We start from the raw sequence: 21049 nt of genomic DNA, 5'->3' as shown, positions 1-21049 counted from the left end.
GGGCGTCGGAGGGAAACCAGCGGGAGGGCGCTCTGTCAAGGAAGCGGGACCGCGGTGATGACGACCATGGCCTGCGCGTAGGGGAATTCGTCGGTCATGGTCAGCGCGATCTCCGCCCGGTGGCCCGGCGGGGTGATGGCGGCGAGCCGTTCCGCCGCCCCACCCGTCAGCCGCAGGGTCGGCTGGCCCGTGGGCAGGTTCACCACCCCGAGGTCGCGCCAGAACACCCCGGCCCGGAAGCCGGTGCCGAGGGCCTTGGACGCCGCCTCCTTCGCCGCGAAGCGCTTGGCGTAGGTGGCGGCGCGGATGCGTTCGGTGCGCCGTTCCGCCTTGGCGCGCTCGACCGGGGTGAAGATGCGCTCGAGGAAGCGCTCGCCATGCCGCTCGATGGTCTTTTCGAGACGGCGGATGTCGAGCACGTCCGAGCCAATGCCGATGATCATGTCTGGTGCATTCGATTCACGTCTCCGGGTGCTCGCGCCCGCGGCGACCGGATGCACGGCGCGGTTGCCTCACCCCTTCGCCCTTTCCACCTGCGTCACGCCGGGACAGGCGCGCAGCGCGGCGAGGATGGCCGAAAGGTGGGAGGTGTCGCGCACCTCGACGTCCAGCAGCACCTCGCACCATTCGCGTGTCCGGTTGAGGATGCGCAGGTTGTTCACCGCCCCTTCCTGCCGCGCGACCGCCGTGGTCAGGCCGGCCAGCGCGTTCGAACTGTTCTCCGCCGTCAGCTCGATCCGGCCGACATGGCCGCCCTTGGCGCCGCCGTCATATTCCCAGTCCACGTCGATGAAGCGTTCCGGCGTGGCGGCGAAGGCCTCGAGCCCATGGCAGTCATGCTTGTGGATGGTCACGCCGCGGCCGGTGGTGACGATGCCGACGATCCGGTCCCCCGGCAGCGGGTGGCAGCAGCCGGCGAAATGCACCGCCATGCCGGCGACCAGGCCGGTGACGCCCATCGCCGCATCGCGCCGAAGCGCCGAGGGCCGGTCCGCCTTGGCCGGCGTCAGCAATTGCCCGGCGCCGAGCCGCCCGCGCGGCCGCACCACCTGCATCTGGTCGGCGGAGCGGGCCGGCGGGCGCAGTTCCGGCACCGCCGCGTGCAACACGTCCCGCGCCGAGATGTTGCCCGACGCCACCGCGACGCAGAGCGTCTCGAAATCCGGCTGCTTCAGCGCCTTCACCGCCGGCTCGACGATCTTTTCCGAGAAGTCGAGCCCCGCGGCGCGGAAGATCTTGGCGATCGCCGCGCGGCCTTCCTCCTTCTGCTCCGCGCGCTGGCGGGCATGGACGAAGCGGCGGATGCGCGCGCGCGCCTTGCCGGTGACGACGAAGCGTTCCCAGGCCGGGTTCGGCGTGCCGCCGCGGGCGGTGATGATCTCGACCTGGTCGCCGTTCTCCAGCACGTGGCGCAGCGGGACGATCTTGCCGTTGACCTTGGCGCCGACCGTGTTGTCGCCGACCTGGCTGTGCACCTGGTAGGCGAAGTCCACCGGCGTCGCGCCGCGCGGCAATTCGATCAGGTCGCCCTTGGGCGTGAAGCAGAAGACCTGGTCGCGGTGCAGTTCGAGCTTGGTGTGGTCGAGGAAATCCTGCGGGTCGGACGCGCTTTCCAGGATCTCGAGCAGGTCGCGCACCCAGGGGTAGCGCTTGCGGGTCGCCGCCGACGTCTCGCCCTGCTTGTAGACCCAGTGCGCGGCGACGCCGAATTCGGCGACCTCGTGCATCTCCGCGGTGCGGATCTGCACCTCGATCTTGGCGTTGCGGCGCTCGGGCACCGTCACGCCGGTGTGCAGCGACTGGTAGCCGTTGGTCTTCGGCGTGCTGATCCAGTCCTTGAAGCGCCCCGGCACCACGCGATAGGCGGAATGGATGGCGCCGAGGGCCGCGTAGCAGTCGTGCTTGTCCTTCACGATGACGCGGAAGGCCATGATGTCCGAGAGCTGCTCGAACGCCACGTTCTTGCGCTGCATCTTGAGCCAGATGGAATAGGGCGACTTCTCCCGCCCCTGCACTTCCACCACCTCGACGCCGGCTTCGCGCAGCACGCGGCGGAGGTCCTGCTCGATCTCGTCGATCAGGTCCGCGCCCTGGCCGCGCAGATAGGTCAGGCGCGCGGCGATGGTCTGCCAGGCATCCGCGTTCATCTCGCGGAAGGAGAGCGTCTCGATCTCCGTCTTCAGCGCGTCCATGCCGATGCGCTCGGCCAGCGGCGCGTAGATCTCGAGCGTCTCGCGCGCCGTGCGGCGGCGCTTCTCCGGCTTCCCGACGGCGCCCAGCGTCCGCATGTTGTGCAGCCGGTCGGCGAGCTTGACGATGAGGACCCGGATGTCCTCGCTCATGGCCAGCACGAGCTTGCGGAAGTTCTCCGCCTGCTTGGTGCGTTCCGACTGGAGTTCGAGGCGCGTCAGCTTGGTGACGCCGTCCACCAGCCGCGCGACCTCCTTGCCGAACCGCTTCTCGAGTTCGGCGAGGGTGACGCCGGTGTCCTCCACCGTGTCGTGCAGCAGCGCGGTGGCGACGGTCGCGGCATCCAGCCGGTAGCCGGCGAGGATGCCGGCGACCGCGAGGGGATGGACGATGTAGGGCTGCCCGTCCTCCCGCTTCTGCGGGGCGTGGGCTTCCTCGGCGAGGCGGTAGGCGGCCTCGATCATTCCCGCATCGGCGCGGGGGTCATAGGCAAGGACCTGGCGGGCAAGTTCCGCGCCAGGATCCAGCGCCGCGTCGGTGCGCAGCCCTTCTGGCGCCAGCGTGGGGCCGGTTCGTCGGGTGCCGCCGGCGCCCTGGCCCATGCGCGCGGGCCCTTAGCGCTTGCCGCCCAGCTCGGCGGCGATCGCTGCCTCGAGATCTTCGGGGGACATGTCCTCGGAGGCCGATTCGGGCAGGGGCTCTTCCTGGACTTCCATGATGCCGAAGATGTTTTCGTCGGTGGCGATGATGTCCATCACCTCCTCCTCCGCGGGCTCCGGCTCCGGCGCGCGGCTGAGGGATTTGATCAGGTCGCCTTCGAGGCTGGCGAGCTCGACCTTCTCCTCGGCGATTTCGCGAAGGGCGACCACCGGGTTCTTGTCGTTGTCGCGCTCGACCTCGATCGCCTCTCCGCGGCTGATGTTGCGCGCACGCTGGGCAGCGAGCAGCACGAGCTCGAAGCGGTTGGGGACCTTCTCGATGCAGTCTTCGACGGTGACGCGCGCCATGGAGGCTCCAAACACGATAGGGGCGCGCGGAAGGGGTCTCCCGGCGCCCGGTCTTCTCCGGTAACCTCCCCACATAGACAGCGTCGCGCTGCGGTGCAAGACGCGAGGCTGTGAGACGCCCCCCTATCTAGGTGCGCGGGAAGCAGGCGGCCTCGATCTTGTTGCCGTCGGGGTCGACGACGAAGGCCGCGAAATAGGTGGTCATGGCGGCGCCGCGCTCGCCGGGCATCCCTTCATCGGTGCCGCCGAGCCGGAGGGCCGCGGCATGGAAGGCCTGGACGGCCTCGGCATCCGGCGCCCGCAGGCAGACATGCGCGCCGGGATTGGCGACCGGCCGCGTCTCCGGACGCAGGTTCAGCCAGAATTCCGGATACCGCTTCCCGAAGCCGATGGTGCGCTCCCGCGTCACCAGCCGGGACAGGCCGAGGGGCGCCAGCACGGCCTCATAGAAGGCTGCCGCCCGACCGAGGTCGGCCACGGCGATGGAGACATGGTCGATCATGGCGCCATCAGGCACCGCCGCCGGGCGCGCTGTCGAGCCTTCGGATCGCCTGGTCCTCGACGTCCGCGACCAGGGCTGCGACCGGGGCCTTCAGCACGGGATGCACCCAGCCTGGCGCCACCTCGGCCAGGGGCTTCAGCACGAAGGCGCGCAGATGGGCGCGCGGATGGGGCAGGACCGGGCCCGGCGCCTCCCTCACCCGGCCGCCGAGGTCGATCAGATCAAGGTCCAGCACGCGCGGCGCATTGGGATAGGGGCGCTGCCGGCCCGCCTCGTCCTCGATGGCGTGCAGCGCGGCGAGCAGCGCCTCGGGGGTCGTTTCGCCTTCGAGCAGAGCGACGCCGTTCACGAAGGGCGGAGAGTTCGGGTCCGGCGGGATCGGCGCCGACTCCCACCAGGAGGAAACCGCCGCCACCCGCATCCGCGGGATCGCCCCCAGGCGCTCCAGCGCCCAGCGGCAGGTCTCGATCGGCCCACCGCCGCCCGCCCGCGGCAGATTGGCCCCGATCGCGACCAGCGCCGACTCAACGCCCATGACAGCGCGGCCCGAAGAGTGTAGCGGACGCCTCCCCGCAACCGAACGCGGCGAAGGGCAACAAGGTGAATTCAGGCATGAGACGGTCGGGCGGGACGGAGCGGGTCGGGCTCTTCGTGGACGGGGCGAACCTTTACCACACCTGCCGCGCGCTCGGCTTCGAAATCGATTTCGCCGCGATGCTGAACTTCTTCCGCGGCGGCACCTATCTGGTCCGCGCCTTCTACTACACGGCGCTGATCGAGACGGAGGACTACTCCCCCCTGCGCCCGCTGACCGACTGGCTCGCCTACAATGGCTGGCAGGTGGTCACGAAGCCGGCCAAGCAGCAGGCCGACCCGGCCGGGCGCCTGCGCGTCAAGGGCAACATGGATGTCGAGCTGGCGGTGGACATGCTCGAACTGGCGCCGAACCTCGACCATGTCGTGCTGTTCTCCGGAGACGGGGATTTCCGCCGGCTGGTCGAGGCAGTGCAGCGGATGGGGGTGCGCGTCACGGTCGTCTCCACCGTGCGGTCCCAGCCCCCCATGATCGCCGACGAGCTGCGCCGCCAGGCCGATGCCTACCTGGACCTGGAGGAGATCGCGCCGGAAATCACCCGGCGGCAGGTCGAACCACGCGGACGCCCGGCGCCGACCGCACCGGCCCCCGCCGCGGCCCCCGCCCCCACCCCCACCCCCGCCCCGCGGCCGACGCGGGCGACGCCGGCGGATCCCTACGCGGACAACGAGCCGGAGCCCGAGGCATGACCAGGGAGGGGCGCCACCCCTCCCCGGACCCCACCCCGCCAAGGGCCGAAGGGCCCTTGGAACCCGGAACCGGAGGGGCACCGGGGCACGACTGTGCCCTTTGCCCGAGGCTGGTGGCGTACCGGGATGCGAACCGGGCGGCGAATCCGGGATGGCACAACGGGCCCGTGCCGTCCTGGGGACCGAGGGAGGCGCCGCTGCTGGTGCTCGGCCTGGCGCCGGGGGTGCGCGGGGCCAATCGGACCGGGCGGCCCTTCACCGGGGATTACGCGGGGCGGCTGCTCTACGGGACGCTGCTGAAGTTCGGTCAGGCGCGCGGACAGTTCCTGGAATCGCCGGATGACGGGCTGGAACTCACCGGCTGCAGGATCGCCAATGCCGTGCGCTGCGTGCCGCCGGAGAACAAGCCGACGCCGGCCGAGATCCGCAGTTGCAACGGATTCCTGGGGGCGGAACTGGCCGCCATGCCTCGGCTGCGGGCGGTGCTGGCGCTGGGGACGGTGGCGCACAATGCCTTGCTGCGGTCACGCGGCATTCCCGCCGCGCGCTACGCCTTCGCCCATGGTGCGATCCACGCACTCCCGGACGGCCTGCTGCTCGCGGATTCCTACCATGTCAGCCGCTACAACACCTCGACGCGCAGACTGACGCCCGAGATGTTCGAAACGGCCGTCGCCACATTGCTGGCGCGGATCGGCGCCTGAGAGACCGCTTGAGAATGCACCGGATGGCGCATTCTCAACTCCGGCAGCACCCCCACCCGGCCACCCAACGACAGTATCCTGGATGGGTGGGGGTGCGGGCCGGTGCCGGTATTCTCAAACGGTCTCCGAGAGCCTTCGGTTCCCCAAGGCGTTGGCAGCAACCCCCGGAAACCGGGCCGGGGCCGCGCCCGTCAGGCGGCGGGCGCCGCAAGGGCCGCCTCGATCGCCCGCGTCAGTTCGATGCTGTCCGGCGTCACGCGCGTCGCGAAGCCGCGCACCGTCCGCCCATCCCGCGCGACCAGATACTTGTGGAAGTTCCACCGCGGCTCGCCGCCGGCCTTCCCGGCGGCCCAGCGGAAGAAGGGATGCGCCTCGGCACCGCGCACATGGGAGATCGCGGCCATCGGGAACTCGATCCCGAACTGGGCGTCGCAGAAGGCCTTCACCTCCTGGTTGGAGCCGGCTTCCTGGTTGAAGTCGTTGGAGGGCACGCCGAGCACGACGAACCCTCGCGCCTGGTAGCGCTCATGCAGCCGTTGCAGCGCCGCGTATTGCGGCGTGTAGCCGCAGAAGGAGGCAGTGTTCACCACCAGCAGCACGCGCCCTCGCCAGCCGGCGAGGTCGTGCTCGCCCCCCTCCAGGGAGGGGAAGCGGAAGGACCAGGCGTCGGGTTCCGCCCCCGTCGCGGTGGCCGTCATGAACAGCGGCGCCGCAAGCACGGCACGGCGGGCGGGATCAGCCATAGCGTTCCTCCATCCAGGGATCGCCACGATTGTGGTAGCCGCGCACCTCCCAGAAGCCGGGCCGGTCGGCGGCAAGCAGTTCCACCCGCGTGATCCATTTCGGGCTCTTCCAGAAGTAGAGCTTCGGCAGCACCAGCCGCACCGGCCCGCCATGCTGGCGCGCCAGCGGCTGGCCTTCCCAGGAATGGGCGAACATCACGTCCTCGCCGGCGAAGTCCTCGAGGCTGAGGTTCGTCGTGTAGCCGTCGTAGCAGGTCATGGAGACGAAACGCGCCTCGGGCCTCGGGCGCGCCAGCGCCAGCAGGTCCCGCACCATCACGCCGGCGAAGCGGTTGTCGTAGCGGCTCCATTGGGTGACGCAGTGGATATCGCGGACCATCTCGGTCTGCGGCAGGGCCATGAAACTATCCCAGTCGAGGGCGAGGCGGTTCTCCACCAGGCCCTCCACGCGCAGGCGGAACTTCGCCTTCGACACGTCCGGCTGCACGCCGAGGTCGAGCACCGGCCAGTCCTTCACCAGCGTCTGGCCGGGCGGCAGGCGGTCGCGGTCCGGGTCGCCGGTCGTCCCGGTGAGAAGCCGGCCTTCCTCCGCCCAGCGCTCCTTGGTGCGGATCAGCTTGTCCTTCACCGCGCCGGTGGTGGGGATGTCGTCCTCGTCCATGGCGATCTCCTCGCCCGCACTACGTGCTGCGGCATGGCCCTGATGCAAGCCCCGCGCGCGCGGCGGCGGCGCACATGATCGCGCGGGCGTCAGGCCCCGCCGGCGGGCGCGACCCTTCGCCCCGGCCGCGAGGGCGCTATTCCCGCCCCTTGTTCCGCATCAGCCGCGACTTGTCCCGCTGCCAGTCCCGTTCGGCGACGGCGGCGCGCTTGTCGTGCTTCTTCTTGCCCTCGGCGAGGCCGAGCAGGATCTTCGCCCGCCCGCGGTCGTTGAAGTGGATGTCGAGCGGCACCAGCGTCGCGCCCTCGCGCGTGATGGCACCCGTCAGGGTCTCCACCTGCTTGCGGTGCAGCAGCAGCTTGCGCGGCCGGCGCGGCTCGAACTTCGCCATGAAGGAGCCGGCCTGCCATTCGGGGATGTAGCAGTTGAACAGCCACATCTCGCCTTCGCGCTCACCGGCCCAGGCCTCGGACAGCGTGGCGCGGCCGGCGCGCAGGCTCTTCACCTCGGGGCCGATGAGGGCGATGCCGGCCTCGATGGTCTCGCCGATCTTGTAGTCGTAGCGGGCCTTGCGGTTCTGCGCGGCGATGCCGTGCGAGATCAGCCCCTTCTTGCGTGCTTCAGTCATGAGTCTTTGTGATGCCCTCAAACGCCGGGCGGGCCGCATCCGCGGCCCTTGGCTTCGCGCCCACGTGTAGCACCGGCGACTGCGGTCGGTCGCGCGCGGTCGCGCCGTGCGCTCCCGGCCCGAGGCATGGCCTCGAGCCGCCCTTGCCGAGGGGCCGCGTCAGTCCGGTCAGTTCAGCAGCCCGACCGAGACCATGGCCTCGCGGACCTTCGCCTTGCTCGCATCGGCAAGCGGCGCGAGCGGCAGGCGGCAATGGTCGCTGCCCTTCGCGAGCAGGCTCGCCGCATACTTCACCGGCCCCGGCGAGGTTTCGCAGAACATCGCGTCGTGCAGCGGCACCAGGCGGTCCTGGATCGCCATCGCCTCCTCGGTGCGGCCCTCGCGCCAGGCCTTGTGCATCTCGGCGCAGAGGCGCGGCGCCACATTCGCCGTCACGCTGATGCAGCCCGTCCCGCCGGCGGCGTTGAAGGACAGCGCGGTGTGGTCCTCGCCCGAGAGCTGGATGAAGTCCGCCCCGCAGGCGCGCTTGGTGTGCAGCGGGCGCGTCAGGTTCGCGGTCGCGTCCTTCACGCCGACGATGTTCTTGTGCTTCGCCAGCCGCGCCATGGTCTCGACCGACATGTCGATCACGCTGCGGGCGGGGATGTTGTAGATGAACATCGGGAGGTCGGCGGCATTCGCGACCGCCGTGAAGTGCAGGTACATCCCTTCCTGGGTCGGCTTGTTGTAGTAGGGCGTGACCACGAGCGTGGCGTCCGCGCCCGCCTTCTTCGCGTGCTTCGCGAAGTCGATCGCCTCGGACGTGCTGTTGCTGCCGGCGCCGGCGATGACGGGCACGCGGCCCTTCGCCGCCTCCACGCACAGTTCGACGACGCGCTTGTGTTCCTCGTGGCTCAGCGTCGGGCTCTCGCCGGTGGTGCCGACGGGGATCAGCCCCTCGGTGCCCTCGGAGATCTGCCACTCCACCAGGTCCTGGAAGGCTTTCTCGTCCACGGATCCGTCCGCGCGCATCGGCGTGATCAGCGCGACCATCGAACCCCTGAACATGACGCTTTCCTCCACTACGGCGACGATCGGCGAAACTAGGCGCGACGCCCCCGGGGGACAAGGCTGCGCGACAACCCCGTGTCGGATCGGCTATGGAAGGGCAGCCATGCGTCGCTTGCTCCTCCTCGCCTCCCTCCTCGCCCCCATCCCCGCCGCGGCGCAGCCCTGGGCACCGGAAGGCGCCCGTGTCGCCGGCCGCCAGGCGCTGGCCGCGGCCTCCGGCCAGCGATGGGGAGAGGCCGAGTCCTTCGCCACCGCCGCCGACCCGCTCGCCGCCAAGATCGTGCTGTGGATGCGGCTGTCGAATCGGGCCGCCCCGGCCTCGGCCCCGGAACTGGTGAATTTCCTCGCCGAGAACCCGGACTGGCCGCTGCCCGATACCCTGGCCCGCCGGGCGGAGGCCGCCCTCGCCACCGAAGCCGACGATGCTCTGGCCCTGCGCCATTTCGGCCGCAACCCGGCCCGCACCGTGGCCGGCGCCCTTCGTCACGCCGAGGCGCTCGACCGCGCCGGCCGCGCGCAGGATGCCCGTGCCGTCGTCCGCCGCGGCTGGACCGAAGCCCCGGGCGATGCGCTCGCCGAGGAATCGATGCTGCTCCGCTTCGGCAGCCTGCTGGCCGAGGACGACCACTGGCGCCGATTCGACCGCCTGGCCTTCGCCCGCGACTTCGCCGGTGCCGGCCGCGCCGCGCAGCGCCTGTCCGGCGCTCGCCGCGCCTCGGCCGACATCCGCCTCGCCCTGGCGCGGGAGGACGAGAGCGCCCTCGCCGCCCGCCCCGCCGATATCGGCTCGGCCTACGAGGCCGCCCGCCTGCTCCGCCGCCGCGACCGCGACCAGGAGGCCGCCGCCGCCTGGGCCGCCGCCGAGCCGTTGCAGCGCGACCTCGAACCCGACGCCGCCCGCGCCGTCTGGGTCGAACGGCAGGTGCTTTCCCGCAAGCTGCTGCGGCTCGGGATGGAGCGGGAGGCCTACCGCACCGCCGCCGCCCACGGCCAGTCCGCCGCCGGCGAGCCGCGGCAGGAAGGTGAGTTCCTCGCCGGCTTCATCGCCCTGCGCCGGCTGAACGACCCGGTGGCGGCGGAGCGGCACTTCACCGCGCTCGGTCAGGACAGCCGCTCGGTCATCACCCGCGCCCGCGGCGCCTATTGGCAGGGGCGCGCGCTGACGGCGCGCGGCGACACGCGCGCCGCCCAGGGCCGCTACGCCGCCGCCGCCGAATTGCCGGTCGCCTTCTACGGCCAGCTCGGCGCGCTGGCGCTGGGGGAGGACGAGGCCCGGCTCTCCGCCCGCGTCGCCCGCGCCGCCGCCCCGCCGGTCACGCCGCCCCGCGCGGCCGACTTCACCGCGCGCGAACTGGCCCGCGCCGTGCTGACCCTCGCCGACCTCGGGGACACGCGCCGCGCGCGGATCTTCCTGCTGCGGCTCGAGGACCTGGCCAATGACGGCACGGACCGGATGCTCGCTGCGCGCCTGGCCAACCACATCGGACGCCCCGACCACGCGGTCTGGATCGCGCGCCGGGCCGGCGCCGACGGCGACATCCTGCTGCCGGAGGGCTGGCCTTCCCCCTATCGCCCGCCGGTCACGAGCCCGGAACCTGCCTTCATCAACGCCATCACCCGCCAGGAGAGCAACTTCGACACCGAGGCCGTCTCGGGCGCCAATGCGCGCGGGCTGATGCAGTTGCTGCCCTCCACCGCGACGCTGGTGGCGCGGCGCCTCGGCGTGCCCTTCCAGCCGGTGCAGCTCACCGCCAGCCCCGAGGTGAACATGCGCCTCGGCGCCGGCTACCTCGAGCAGATGCTGGATCGCTACGGCGGCGCCCTGCCGCTCGCCGCCGCCGCCTACAACGCCGGGCCGGGTCGCGTGGACCAGTGGCTCGGCACCTATGGCGACCCGCGCGGCGCCGACGTCGACATGATCGACTGGATCGAGCAGATCCCCTTCACCGAGACGCGCAACTACGTCCAGCGCGTGATCGAGAACGTCGTCGTCTACCGCGCCCAGGACCCGGGCGCGGCAGCGCGGGAACATCCGCTCGCGCAGTACCTCCGGCGCTGACGGTGACGCCCCGGCGCCTTGCCTTCGCTGCCCGCGACGGGCTGCGCCTCTCGGCCCTGGAATGGCCGGGGGCGAACGGGCGCGCGCCGGTGCTCATGCTGCCGGGCATCTGCCGCACCGCCCTGGATGCAGGGGCGATCGCGGCGCGGCTGGACGGAAGGCGGCGGGTCGTCGCCCTCGACTATGCCGGCCATGGCGAGAGCGCCCGCGCCGAGGACGCGAGGCGCTACCGCCCGGAGGCGCTGATCCGCGACGTGATGGACGCCATGGCGGCGCTGCATCTGCACGGAGTGGCGCTGATCGGCACCTCCTTCGGCGGGCTGGTGGCGATGGCGATCGGGGCGATGCGCCCGGCCTCCCTCGCCGCCGTGGCGCTCAACGACATCGGGCCGCGCATCGAGCATGTCGGGCGCGAGAAGGTGGTGGACTTCATCGGCCGCGACCACGCCTTCGCCTCCTCCGAGGAGGCGCTGACCTGGTTCCGCGCCAACCACCCGCCCATGCCGCTGATGGACGAGGCAGGCTGGCGCGACTTCGTCGCCCGCACCTATGCGGAGGGCCCGGACGGCCGCTGGCATCCGCGCTGGGACATCCGCATCGGCCAGCATGCGGTGGGCGCGGCGGCGGGTGCGCCGCCCGACCTCTGGCCCTTCTTCGGCGGCCTCGGGCGATTGCCGCTGATGCTGGTCTGGGGCGAGGCGAGCACGCTGCTCTCCGCCGACACGGTCGAGGAGATGCGGCGGGCGCGGCCGGACATGGAAGTCGTCACCGTGCCGGGCACCGGCCATGCGCCGACGCTGGCCGAGCCGAACGTGGCCGCCGCGCTCGACGCCTTCCTGGAGGCTGTGCCGTGACCCCCGCCCTCGCCGTCGCCACGCTCTGCGGCGCCGGGCGGCTGCGGCCTGCGCCGGGGACCTGGGGCTCCCTGGTGGTGCTGCCGGCGGTGCTGCTTGGCCCCTGGGCGTGCCTCGCGCTCGCGGCGCTGGCCATGGTCGCGGGCTGGATCGCGGTACGCGCGGTATTGGCTGCGGTGCCCGAGGATGACCCCGGATGGATCGTGGTGGACGAGGCGGCGGGCATGCTGATCGCGCTCGCCGCCCTGCCGGGCGCGGGGTGGCTTGGCGTGGCGCTGGCTTTCCTGGCCTTTCGCGCGCTCGATATCCTCAAGCCCTGGCCGGTGTCCTGGGCGGACGGGCTGCCCGGCGCGACCGGGGTGATGCTCGACGACATGCTGGCCGGCGCCATCGCGGCGGCGGCGCTTCTCGTCCTGGGCGCACTGGCGCCGGGGGTGCTGTGACCATGCTGCCGCAAGCGACGCTCGACCAGGCGCGCGACCTGCTCGCCGCGCTGGAGCGCGAGGGGAAGACCCTCGCCACCGCGGAATCCTGCACCGGGGGGCTGATCGCCGCGGCGCTGACCTCGGTGGCCGGGTCCTCGTCGGTCGTGATGGCCGGTTTCGTCACCTATTCGAACGAGGCCAAGGTGCGGATGGTGGGGGTGAGCGAGACCTCCCTCGCCGCCCATGGCGCGGTCAGCGAGCCGGTCGCGCGGGAGATGGCCGAAGGCGCGCTGGCGCGGGCCGAGGTCGACCTCGCGCTGTCCTGCACCGGCATCGCCGGTCCGGGCGGGGCGACGCCGGGCAAGCCGGTCGGCCTGGTCTTCATCGGCCTCGCCCGCCGCGGCGCGCCGCCCGTGGTGGAGCGCCACGTCTTTCCGGGCGACCGCGCCGCGGTGCGCGCGGCGACGGTGGCGGCGGCCTTGGCGCTCGCGGCACGCCCTGCTGCCGGCCAGCCATCCGGCTGACCCGGCATCAGAATCCCGTTCCGCGCGCGGCCGCCCACCAGCCCCGCGGCATGAGGCGCGGCGCGCAGGCCACACCAAGCGCGCAACTTCGGCGCGAATCAACGACTCGGTTGCACACTTGCCGGTCGGGCGATCAGTATAAAAATTGTGAACGGATGCGGTCCGACATGACGCAGGCTCTTCGCCGCCGGGGTCTCCTCGGCGCGGCCGCGTCGCTCGCCGCCCTTCCGGCCGGCCGGGCACGGGCCGACCTGCCGGACCGGCAGCGCTGGCTCTGGGTCCAGAACAATGCCGGCGAGGAAGTCGCGGTCGCCTACCGCACCGGCCAGGACTACAACATCCAGGCGCTCGCGCGGCTGCAGCACCTGTTCCGCGACCTGCGCGAAAATCTCGCTGGGCCGACGCCGCCGCTGCTGCTCGACATGCTGTCGCTGATCCAGGAGCGCTTCGGCTACACGCGGCCGTTGCGGGTGATCTCGGGCTATCGCACGCCGGCGACCAATGCCTCCCTGCCCTTCGCCGCGCCGAACAGCCTGCACATGCGCGGCATGGCGGCGGACATCGTCATGCCCGGCATGGCGCAGGCCGATGTCTGCAACCAGGCGATGCAGTTCTCCCAGCATCTCGGCTTCATGGGCATCGGCTGGTACGGGTCCTTCACCCATGTGGACATCGGGCCGAAGGCGTCCTGGACACGGATGCTGAACTGACCGCGCCCGGCTACCGGCCCCGCGCGACCAGCACGAGGTCGGCGTCGATGCCCGGCCTGCGGTTCTGCCGGATGGGGATAAGGAAGGTCAGCGCACCATCGGCCGCCGTTGCCTCGGCCTCCTTCGTGGCGGCATTGGGCGCGTCGCTGTCGAAGCCGTAGCGCAGGCGCCAGGCTTCGCCTTCGTTCTCCGGCGGGATGGCCTCGATGTTGATCTTGTCGCGGAAGATGTAGCCGCCCGGGTAGTGGTTCCGCAGCCAGAGCGCGCCTTCCACCTCGTATTCCGGCACCAGCACGCCGAGGTCGACGCTGAAGCCGAGGGAGCGCCGCCGCCTGTTCACCCGCGCCGCGGAATTGAGGAAGGTGGTGAAGAGCAGCGGCCGGTCGTGGTGCGGACGGTCGAATGCGCCGGCCTTCTCGGGGAAGAGCTCCCCGTACTTGCGGAAGAGCGTGGAATTCTCCGCCATCACGCGTCGGCTGAGATCCCAGCGCGCGCCACGCACCGCGGTAATGCATTCGAAGTGGTAGGAGGCGCGGATCTGCTTCCCGTCGTCCTTCAGCTTCTGCACGTCCGGTGGCAGCGTCAGCTCGCGGACATGCAGTTCCCCGTCCACCCGCGCATCGCCGAAGAGGAATCGGGTGAGGTTCTGGTAGCCTTCCTCGGAATTGACGATGCCGTAGTGGCCCGAATGGCTGCGGTGGACGAAGGCGCGCGGGGCGATCCGCGTCGGGCGCGCAGGGTCCGCCGCGGGGCCGGTGACATGCGCGTTGTCGATGCGCACCAGCCCATCGCTGAACGGCCCGACGATGCGCGAGGACCAGCCGGCCGCGACCGTGTAGTCGCGCGGGTTCGTGCCGACCAGGCAGAAGAAGCGGTCGGGGTCGAACCTGCCGGCGAGCGTGTTCACCTTCTCCGTCCCCGCCGGCAATCCGAGGTACTGGCACATCCGGTCGCGGTTGAAGTTGTCCGCGCTGTTGCGGGTGAAGAAGCCGGGGACGTTGCCGATGATCTCGAACTCGATGCCGTCATGCGGGCTCGCATAGGTGAAGACGCGATCGACCAGCGCCTTCACCTCCGGCGTGCTGATGGCGTCGTTCTGCAGGAAGCAGCGGATGACGAGGCCGCCCATGGAGTGGCCGACCAGGTGGACGCGGAAGCCCGCCTTCTCCTCCTCGGTCGCGCAGATGCGGTCGCGCAGCTTTCCGATCAGCGTCCCGAGCCCCTCGCCGAAGCTCTCCATGCTGCGCTGCTTGCCTTCGCCGAAGGCGGTCGAGACCTGGTCGTAGTAGCGATAGATGACGATGGAGCGCGGCCCGATCGGCTCCTCCGGCGGCACGTCGAGTTCCGCGCCGTCGAGGCCCGCGGAATAGACGTCCCGATACTCGAAATCCTTCATCAGGCGGACCAGCGGGGATTCGAAGTAATGGCGCACCACGCGCCCGGTCCATTGCTGGCGGATCTTCGTCGAACCCAGGTTGAAGCCCATGTAGGGATCGGCGACGGTGTCCTCGATCTCGTCGTCGTTCCCGGCATAGCCGCGCACGTAGATGATCGGGTAGTGCGGCGCAGTGAGCATCGCCATGGCGTCCCGGCCCTTCGCCTCGCCGGTCCCCCTGGTGGGCCCGGATCCGGGGGCGATGCAACACCCGCGCACCCCGCCGCGCCAAGCGCGATCGACCATCCCCGGCGGCCGCTGGCATCATGCCGTGCGCGGCATCACATCGGGAGCAGTGCCCGGCGCCCCCAGGCCGACGAGGCGGCCGGCACCGCAAGGGCTGAAACCCCCCGCGGCGCCTGCCGCCCGGGATCAGGCCGCGGCGAGCGCGGCGCGGATCTCGGTCACAGCCTCCTCGATCATCGGCGCGGTCACGTCGAGATGCGTGCAGGCGCGCACCCGGCCGCCGAGGCCGGAGACCGCGATGCCGCGCATCTGCAGCTTCGCCTGCAGCTGCTCCACCGACATGCCGGCGCCCTTGATGTCGAAGAAGACCAGGTTGGTGTCCGGTTCCTCCACCACCACGCCCGGAATCTGGCGCAGCCCGCGGGCCAGCGCCTTGGCGTTGGCGTGGTCCTCCGCCAGCCGGTCCACATGGTGGTCGAGGGCATGGTTGCAGGCCGCGGCGCAGATCCCTGCCTGGCGCATCGACCCGCCGAGCCGCTGCTTCCAGCGCCAGGCGCGGCCGATGAATTCCTCGCTGCCGCAGAGCACGGCGCCGAGCGGCGCGCCGAGGCCCTTGGTGAAGTCGAGCCACACGCTGTCGAAATTCGCCACCATGTCCTTCGGCGCAATGCCGGCGGCGACGCAGGCGTTCATCAGCCGGGCGCCGTCCATGTGGGTGGACCAGCCCTGCTCGTGCGCGACGGCCGCGACCTCGTTGAGCTGTGCCAGCGGCCAGACGGCGCCGCCGCCGATATTCGCCGTCTGCTCGACCTCGAGCAGCCGCTGCGGCGGTGCGTAGCGCGTCTTCGGGCGGATCGCGGCACGCACGTCGTCCGCGGTGAACATGCCGCGCGGGCCCTTCATCGGCATGATCTGCACGCCGGTCAGCGCGGCATGGGTGCCGCCTTCGCTGTGCAGGATGTGCGATGTCTCGTGCGCGATGACCTCGTCGCCCTTGGAGCAATGCGTGAGGATCGCGATCACGTTGCACATGGTGCCGGAGGGCAGGTAGACCGCCGCCTCCTTGCCCATCAGCGCGGCCATGCGGTCGCAGAGCTCGTGCACGGTCGGGTCGTCGCCGTGCTGCTCGTCGCCGACCTCGGCGCGCACCATCGCTTCCTTCATCGCCGGCGTCGGGCGCGTCTGCGTGTCCGAATAGAGGTTGATGCGGACGGGCGGCGCGCCGGCGGGCGGGCGGTTCGGGGCGTGGACCATGATGAGACCTGTTCTGTGGCCAGTTGCGGGAGGGTTGCAGGAAGCATGCCCCCGGCGCCACGATCCGGCCAGAGGGGGAGGACACCATGGTCCAGATCCGCAAGCTCGCCCTGCTGCGCGAGCAGGCCTTTTCCGAGATGGGCGCCGATTGCGCGCGCCCGGTCGTGCGGGCGGTGGCGCTGGCGGCCATCGCCAATCCCTTCGCGGGGCGGTTCGTGCGCGACCTTTCGAACCTGATCGACGCCGGCGCCGCGCTGGCGGAACGGGTCGCGCCCGACCTGCTGAAGATGCTGGACGGGCCGCCGGTCTCCTATGGCAAGGGGGCGATCGTCGGCACGGCGGGGGAACTCGAGCACGGCCACGCGCTCCTGCACCCGAAGATGGGCAAGCCGCTGCGGGCCGCGATCGGCGGCGGGGCGGCGCTGATCCCCTCCGTGGTCAAGATCGGCCCGCCGGGGGCGCCTCTCGACCTGCCCCTGGGGCACAAGGACGACGCCTGGTCGCGCGGGCATTTCGACGCCATGACGGTGATGCTGGGCGACGCGCCGCGGGCGCAGGAGATCCTGGTCGTCATCGCGCTGGCCGATGGCGGGCGGCTGCTGCACCGCATCGGGGAAGGCGCGCCGCACTGAAACCGGGCAGCAGTGGCGCCGGCCGGCTTCAGCCCATCGCAGAGGGCGCCGGCGTCCCCGGCGTCACCTGCACCGTCTTCCGGCCATAGAGCGCCATGGCGCGCCGTTCGAAGGCGCGCACCATCAGACGCACTGCCTCGTTGAACACCACGCCGATCGCCATCTGGAGGATTCGGCTGTGGAACTCGAAATCGACGAAGAAATCGACCTCGGAGCCCTGCGGCACGGCGTTGAAGCGCCAGTGGTTGTTCAGGTAGCGGAAGGGGCCGGTCTCATAGGCGACATGGACGTGGTGCGGCCGCTCCAGCGTGACGCGGGAGCGGAAGGTCTCCCGGAACATCTTGAAGCCGATGGTCAGGTCCGCGACGAGTTCGCCGTCCGTCCGCGACAGCACGCGCGCGCCGACGCACCAGGGCAGGAACTCCGGATAGCGCCGCACATCCGCCACCAGGTCGAACATCTGCTCCGGCGAGTAGCGAAGGATCTTCTTCTCGGCGTGCGTCGGCATGTCAGGCGCGGGCGGAAAGGCGCGCCTCGCGCGCGTCGCGCAGCGCCGCGAAATCCCGGTCCGCATGGTAGGAGGACCGCGTCAGCGGCGTGGCGGAGACCAGCAGGAAGGCCTTGCCGCGCGCGGCGGCGGCGTAGTCGCCGAACTCCTCCGGCGTCACGAAGCGGTCCACTGCCGCATGCTTCACCGTCGGCTGCAGGTACTGGCCGATGGTGAGGAAATCCACATCCGCCGAGCGCAGGTCGTCCATCACCTGCAGCACCTCGATCCGCTTCTCGCCGAGGCCGACCATCATCCCGGACTTGGTGAAGATGGAGGGGTCGAGCTGCTTCACCCGGTCCAGCAGACGCAGCGAGTGATAGTAGCGCGCCCCCGGCCGGATGGTCGGGTAGAGCGCCGGCACGGTCTCGAGGTTGTGGTTGAAGACGTCCGGCCGGGCCTCGACGACGACTTCCAGCGCGCCGTCCTTGCGCAGGAAGTCGGGCGTCAGGACCTCGATGGTGGTGTCGGGCGCGGCCTGGCGGATGGCGCGGATGGTGCGGGCGAAATGTTCCGCCCCGCCATCGGCCAGGTCGTCGCGGTCCACGCTGGTCACCACCACATGCCGGAGGCCGAGGCCGGCCACCGCCTCCCCCACCCGGCGCGGTTCGTCCGCGTCCAGTGCCTTCGGGATGCCGGTCGCGACGTTGCAGAAGGAGCATGCACGCGTGCAGGTCTCCCCCATGATCATCATGGTGGCGTGGCGCTGGGACCAGCATTCCCCGATGTTCGGGCAGGCCGCTTCCTCGCAGACCGTGACGAGCTTCTGCTCGCGCATCAGGGCCCGCGTCTCGTGATAGACGGGGCTGGTCGGCGCCTTGACCCGGATCCAGGCGGGCTTGCGCTGGATGGGGTTGTCCGGGCGATGAGCCTTTTCCGGGTGCCGGGCGGCACCCGTCAGGGCATTGCGGTGGTCGATTTCGATACGGGTCGTCATGGGGCGTTCCGGCCCGGCATATAAGGGGTTTGTTACTGCCCTGCGAGGCTTGCCGGGCGCAGGGCCGCCCTGCCTCAGATGTGGATCACGCGGCCATAGGCGTCGAGGACGCTCTCATGCATGGCCTCGCTGATGGTCGGGTGCGGGAAGACCGTGTGCATCAGTTCGGCCTCGGTCGTCTCCAGGGTGCGGGCGATGGTGTAGCCCTGGATCATTTCGGTGACCTCCGGCCCAACCATGTGGGCGCCGAGCAGGGCGCCGGTCTTCGCGTCGAACACGGTCTTCACGAAGCCTTCGGGCTCGCCGAGGGCGATCGCCTTGCCGTTGCCGATGAAGGGGAAGCGGCCGACCTTCACCTCGTGGCCCTTCTCCTTCGCCGCGGCTTCGGTCAGCCCCACCGAGGCCACCTGCGGACGGCAATAGGTGCAGCCCGGGATGTTCAGGGTGTCCATCGCGTGCGGATGCAGCCCGGCGATGGCCTCGACGGTGATGACGCCCTCGTGGCTGGCCTTGTGTGCGAGCCAGGGCGGGCCGGTCAGGTCGCCGATGGCATAGACGCCCGGTTCCCCGGTGCGGCCCATGGCGTCGGTCACGACATGGGTGCGGTCCACCTGAACCTTGGTTCCTTCGAGGCCGATATCCTCGACATTGCCGACGATGCCGACCGCGGAGATCAACCGGTCGGCCTTGATCTCCGTGACCTTGCCGCCGGCCTCGACGATGGCGGCGAGGCTGTCGCCCTCCTTCCGCACACCCTGCACCTTGGCGCCGGTGATGACCTTCATTCCCTGCTTGGTGAAGGATTTGTGCACGAAGGCGGAAACCTCGGCGTCCTCGACCGGGAGGATGCGGTCCAGCACCTCGATCAGCGTCACCTCGGCGCCCATGTTCAGGAAGAAGGAGGCGAACTCCGACCCGATGGCGCCCGAGCCGATCACGATCAGCCGCTTCGGCATCGCCGGCGGGACCAGGGCTTCCTTGTAGGTCCAGATCAGCTTGCCGTCCGGCTCCATCCCCGGCAGCACGCGAGCCCGCGCGCCGGTCGCGAGGATGATGTGCTTCGCCGCGATATCGGCGACCGGCTTGCCGTCCTTGGTCACGCTCAGCTTGCCGGGTCCGGCGAGCTTTCCGTGCCCGTCGAACACCGTGACCTTGTTCTTCTTCAGCAGCCCCTTCACGCCCATGGAAAGCTGGTTCGCGACATTGCGCGACCGCTTCACCACCTTCGCGAAGTCGAAGCGCACGTTGTCCGCCGCGAAACCGTAGTGATCGAGGCTGTGCAGCAGGTGGTTGATCTCGGAGGCGCGCAGCAGCGCCTTGGTCGGGATGCAGCCCCAGTTGAGGCAGATGCCGCCGAGGTGCTCACGCTCCACCAGCGCAACCTTCATCTTGAGCTGCGCCGCGCGGATCGCCGAGACGTAGCCGCCGGGGCCGCCGCCCACCACCACGAGGTCGAATTGCTCGGCCATCACGTCGCCTCCACTGCCAGGGACCTCAGCGCATCGCCGGACAGGCGGCGCGTGATCCATTCCTTGAGAGCCTGCGCCCCCATCGCGTCATAGGTCGCGATGGCCGGCGTGTTCCAATCGAGCACGTTCCAGGCAAGACGCCCGCCGCCTTCCGCCAGCGTGTCCTGCGCCAGCCGCGCGAACAACGCCTTGGCGATGCCGCGGCGGCGGAAGCGCGGTTCCACCCAGAGGTCTTCCAGCCACCGCCCCGGCTTCGCGAGGAACGTGGAGAAGGTCCAGTGATACAGCGCGATCGCCGCGGGTTCGCCCTCCCATTCCGCCATCAGGCAGCCCGCGCGCTGCGGCGTGCCGAAGATGGCGGCGTGGAAATCCGCCTCGGTGCCGACCGCCTCGTGCGCCAGCCTCTCGAACTCCGCCAGCGCGCGCACGAAGCGCGCGATGACCGGCACGTCGGCGGGCACCGCCTCGCGGATCGACAGCAAGGTCACAGCAGCAGGCTCAGCGGATCCTCGATGGTGCGCTTGAGCGCCTGGATGAACTCGGCGGCGAGCGCACCGTCGATGACGCGGTGATCGACGCTGAGCGTGCAGGTCATCACCGTCGCGATGGCGAGCGCCCCGTCCTTCACCACAGGCTTCTGCAGCCCGGCGGAAACCGCGAGGATGCCGGCCTGCGGCGGGTTGATGATCGCGCTGAAGTCGCTGACCCCGTACATCCCCATGTTGGAGATGGAAAAGCCGCCGCCCTGGAATTCCTCGGGCTTCAGCTTGCCGGATTTGGCGCGCGCCGCGAGGTCCTTCATCTCGTTGCTGATCGCCGCGAGGCCCTTCTTGTCGGCGCTGCGCACGATCGGCGTGATCAACCCTTCCGGGATGGACACGGCCACCGAGATGTCGACGTCGTGGTACTGGATGATCGCGTCCTCGGTCCAGGTCGCGTTGCAGGACGGGAAGCGCCGCAGCGTGGCCGCCGTCGCCTTGATCACCAGGTCGTTGACGCTGAGCTTGTAGGCCCCTGGGCCGTCCTTGGGCGAACGCGCATTGAGGTCGGCGCGCAGCTTCAGCAGCGCGTCGATCTCGATATCCATCGTCACGTAGAAATGCGGGATGGTCGCCTTGGATTCCGACAGGCGGCGCGCGATGACCTTGCGCATGCTGCTGTTGGGCACCGCGGTATGCGCCGCGGTGATGGCGACTGGCGCCGCGGCGGGCCTCGGCGCGGGCGCCGCGGCGGCGGCGGCCGCAGGAG

The 21049-nt window shown here is 70.7% G+C and carries 24 protein-coding genes; 8 read left to right on the top strand and 16 right to left on the bottom strand.

From position 1 onward, the window contains the following. Positions 1-35 precede the first annotated feature (35 nt). From acpS to folK, 5 genes are all read right to left on the bottom strand, one after another. Positions 36-443 carry a holo-ACP synthase gene (acpS, locus tag GXW76_RS16285; protein ID WP_211863148.1) on the bottom strand — a complete coding sequence of 136 codons (408 nt, stop codon included), beginning with the start codon at positions 441-443 and terminating at the stop codon, positions 36-38. A 69-nt stretch (positions 444-512) separates the two neighbouring features. Beyond that, positions 513-2792 carry a RelA/SpoT family protein gene (locus GXW76_RS16280; protein WP_211863147.1) on the bottom strand — a complete coding sequence of 760 codons (2280 nt, stop codon included), beginning with the start codon at positions 2790-2792 and terminating at the stop codon, positions 513-515. Positions 2793-2804: 12 nt separating this feature from the next. After that, complete coding sequence (gene rpoZ, locus GXW76_RS16275; protein ID WP_211863146.1) at positions 2805-3197, bottom strand: DNA-directed RNA polymerase subunit omega; 393 nt, start codon at positions 3195-3197, stop codon at positions 2805-2807. 127 nt (positions 3198-3324) lie between these two features. Further along, the gene (locus GXW76_RS16270; RefSeq protein WP_211863145.1) at positions 3325-3699 is read right to left on the bottom strand and encodes a VOC family protein; all 375 of its coding nucleotides are present in this window, start codon (positions 3697-3699) and stop codon (positions 3325-3327) included. A 7-nt stretch (positions 3700-3706) separates the two neighbouring features. Further along, on the bottom strand, positions 3707-4234 hold the full coding sequence (folK, locus tag GXW76_RS16265) for a 2-amino-4-hydroxy-6-hydroxymethyldihydropteridine diphosphokinase (RefSeq protein WP_211863144.1): 528 nt from the start codon (positions 4232-4234) through the stop codon (positions 3707-3709). Between the two features lie 77 nt (positions 4235-4311). Between folK and GXW76_RS16260 the strand changes: the two genes are divergently transcribed. Next, positions 4312-4983: a LabA-like NYN domain-containing protein gene (locus tag GXW76_RS16260; protein WP_211863143.1), complete on the top strand. Its 672-nt coding sequence runs from the start codon at positions 4312-4314 to the stop codon at positions 4981-4983. Between the two features lie 167 nt (positions 4984-5150). After that, positions 5151-5687 (top strand): uracil-DNA glycosylase, encoded by a 537-nt coding sequence (locus GXW76_RS16255; protein ID WP_456307111.1) that lies wholly within the window; start codon positions 5151-5153, stop codon positions 5685-5687. A gap of 191 nt (positions 5688-5878) precedes the next feature. On the opposite strand, the gene GXW76_RS16250 is transcribed toward GXW76_RS16255, so the two are convergent. The 4 genes from GXW76_RS16250 to dapA form a co-directional block, all read right to left on the bottom strand. Continuing rightward, entirely contained in the window at positions 5879-6430 is a 552-nt protein-coding gene (locus tag GXW76_RS16250) for a glutathione peroxidase (RefSeq protein ID WP_211863141.1), read from the bottom strand. Beyond that, complete coding sequence (locus tag GXW76_RS16245) at positions 6423-7091, bottom strand: sulfite oxidase-like oxidoreductase (RefSeq protein ID WP_211863140.1); 669 nt, start codon at positions 7089-7091, stop codon at positions 6423-6425. The genes GXW76_RS16250 and GXW76_RS16245 overlap by 8 nt, the downstream gene beginning before the upstream one ends. Positions 7092-7227: 136 nt before the next feature. Next, entirely contained in the window at positions 7228-7719 is a 492-nt protein-coding gene (smpB, locus tag GXW76_RS16240; protein ID WP_211863139.1) for an SsrA-binding protein SmpB, read from the bottom strand. A 168-nt stretch (positions 7720-7887) separates the two neighbouring features. Beyond that, positions 7888-8766 (bottom strand): 4-hydroxy-tetrahydrodipicolinate synthase, encoded by an 879-nt coding sequence (gene dapA, locus GXW76_RS16235; protein ID WP_211863138.1) that lies wholly within the window; start codon positions 8764-8766, stop codon positions 7888-7890. A gap of 106 nt (positions 8767-8872) precedes the next feature. Between dapA and GXW76_RS16230 the strand changes: the two genes are divergently transcribed. The 5 genes from GXW76_RS16230 to GXW76_RS16210 all read left to right on the top strand — a co-directional run bounded on the left by GXW76_RS16230 (position 8873) and on the right by GXW76_RS16210 (position 13341). Then, the gene (locus GXW76_RS16230) at positions 8873-10828 is read left to right on the top strand and encodes a lytic transglycosylase domain-containing protein (RefSeq protein ID WP_211863137.1); all 1956 of its coding nucleotides are present in this window, start codon (positions 8873-8875) and stop codon (positions 10826-10828) included. Between the two features lie 2 nt (positions 10829-10830). Beyond that, entirely contained in the window at positions 10831-11682 is an 852-nt protein-coding gene (locus tag GXW76_RS16225; RefSeq protein ID WP_211863136.1) for an alpha/beta fold hydrolase, read from the top strand. Then, on the top strand, positions 11679-12125 hold the full coding sequence (locus tag GXW76_RS16220; protein ID WP_211863135.1) for a phosphatidylglycerophosphatase A family protein: 447 nt from the start codon (positions 11679-11681) through the stop codon (positions 12123-12125). The genes GXW76_RS16225 and GXW76_RS16220 overlap by 4 nt, the downstream gene beginning before the upstream one ends. A gap of 2 nt (positions 12126-12127) precedes the next feature. After that, a complete protein-coding gene (locus GXW76_RS16215; protein ID WP_211863134.1) occupies positions 12128-12631 on the top strand; it encodes a CinA family protein in 504 nt (167 codons plus the stop codon). A gap of 167 nt (positions 12632-12798) precedes the next feature. Beyond that, complete coding sequence (locus GXW76_RS16210; protein WP_211863133.1) at positions 12799-13341, top strand: YcbK family protein; 543 nt, start codon at positions 12799-12801, stop codon at positions 13339-13341. Between the two features lie 10 nt (positions 13342-13351). Here GXW76_RS16210 and GXW76_RS16205 read toward each other — a convergent pair whose 3' ends face one another. Together GXW76_RS16205 and GXW76_RS16200 are read right to left on the bottom strand one after the other, a co-directional pair. Beyond that, the gene (locus GXW76_RS16205; RefSeq protein ID WP_211863132.1) at positions 13352-14923 is read right to left on the bottom strand and encodes a lipase family alpha/beta hydrolase; all 1572 of its coding nucleotides are present in this window, start codon (positions 14921-14923) and stop codon (positions 13352-13354) included. A gap of 225 nt (positions 14924-15148) precedes the next feature. Further along, positions 15149-16216 (bottom strand): threonine aldolase family protein, encoded by a 1068-nt coding sequence (locus GXW76_RS16200; RefSeq protein WP_211863131.1) that lies wholly within the window; start codon positions 16214-16216, stop codon positions 15149-15151. A gap of 86 nt (positions 16217-16302) precedes the next feature. Here GXW76_RS16200 and GXW76_RS16195 point away from each other — a divergent pair, with 86 nt between their 5' ends. Beyond that, positions 16303-16848, top strand: a complete 546-nt coding sequence (locus GXW76_RS16195; RefSeq protein WP_211863130.1) for an amino acid synthesis family protein — start codon at positions 16303-16305, stop codon at positions 16846-16848. A 28-nt stretch (positions 16849-16876) separates the two neighbouring features. Here the strand turns inward: GXW76_RS16195 and GXW76_RS16190 are convergent, their stop codons facing one another. From GXW76_RS16190 to GXW76_RS16170, 5 genes are all read right to left on the bottom strand, one after another. Then, a complete protein-coding gene (locus GXW76_RS16190; RefSeq protein WP_211863129.1) occupies positions 16877-17356 on the bottom strand; it encodes a type II toxin-antitoxin system RatA family toxin in 480 nt (159 codons plus the stop codon). A gap of 1 nt (position 17357) precedes the next feature. Next, positions 17358-18332 (bottom strand): lipoyl synthase, encoded by a 975-nt coding sequence (gene lipA / locus GXW76_RS16185; protein WP_211863128.1) that lies wholly within the window; start codon positions 18330-18332, stop codon positions 17358-17360. A 74-nt stretch (positions 18333-18406) separates the two neighbouring features. Beyond that, complete coding sequence (lpdA, locus tag GXW76_RS16180; protein WP_211863127.1) at positions 18407-19801, bottom strand: dihydrolipoyl dehydrogenase; 1395 nt, start codon at positions 19799-19801, stop codon at positions 18407-18409. Continuing rightward, complete coding sequence (locus tag GXW76_RS16175; RefSeq protein ID WP_211863126.1) at positions 19801-20289, bottom strand: GNAT family N-acetyltransferase; 489 nt, start codon at positions 20287-20289, stop codon at positions 19801-19803. Before GXW76_RS16175 ends, lpdA begins: the two co-directional genes overlap by 1 nt. Beyond that, a partial coding sequence (locus tag GXW76_RS16170; protein WP_246514437.1) for a 2-oxo acid dehydrogenase subunit E2 occupies positions 20286-21049 on the bottom strand: 764 nt, incomplete at its 5' end. The genes GXW76_RS16175 and GXW76_RS16170, both read right to left, overlap by 4 nt.

Source organism: Neoroseomonas soli (genome assembly GCF_018129065.1).
Taxonomy (GTDB): domain Bacteria; phylum Pseudomonadota; class Alphaproteobacteria; order Acetobacterales; family Acetobacteraceae; genus Neoroseomonas; species Neoroseomonas soli.
The sequence above is the reverse complement of the archived record's forward strand: the minus strand, read 5'-3'. Positions and strand labels throughout refer to the sequence as shown.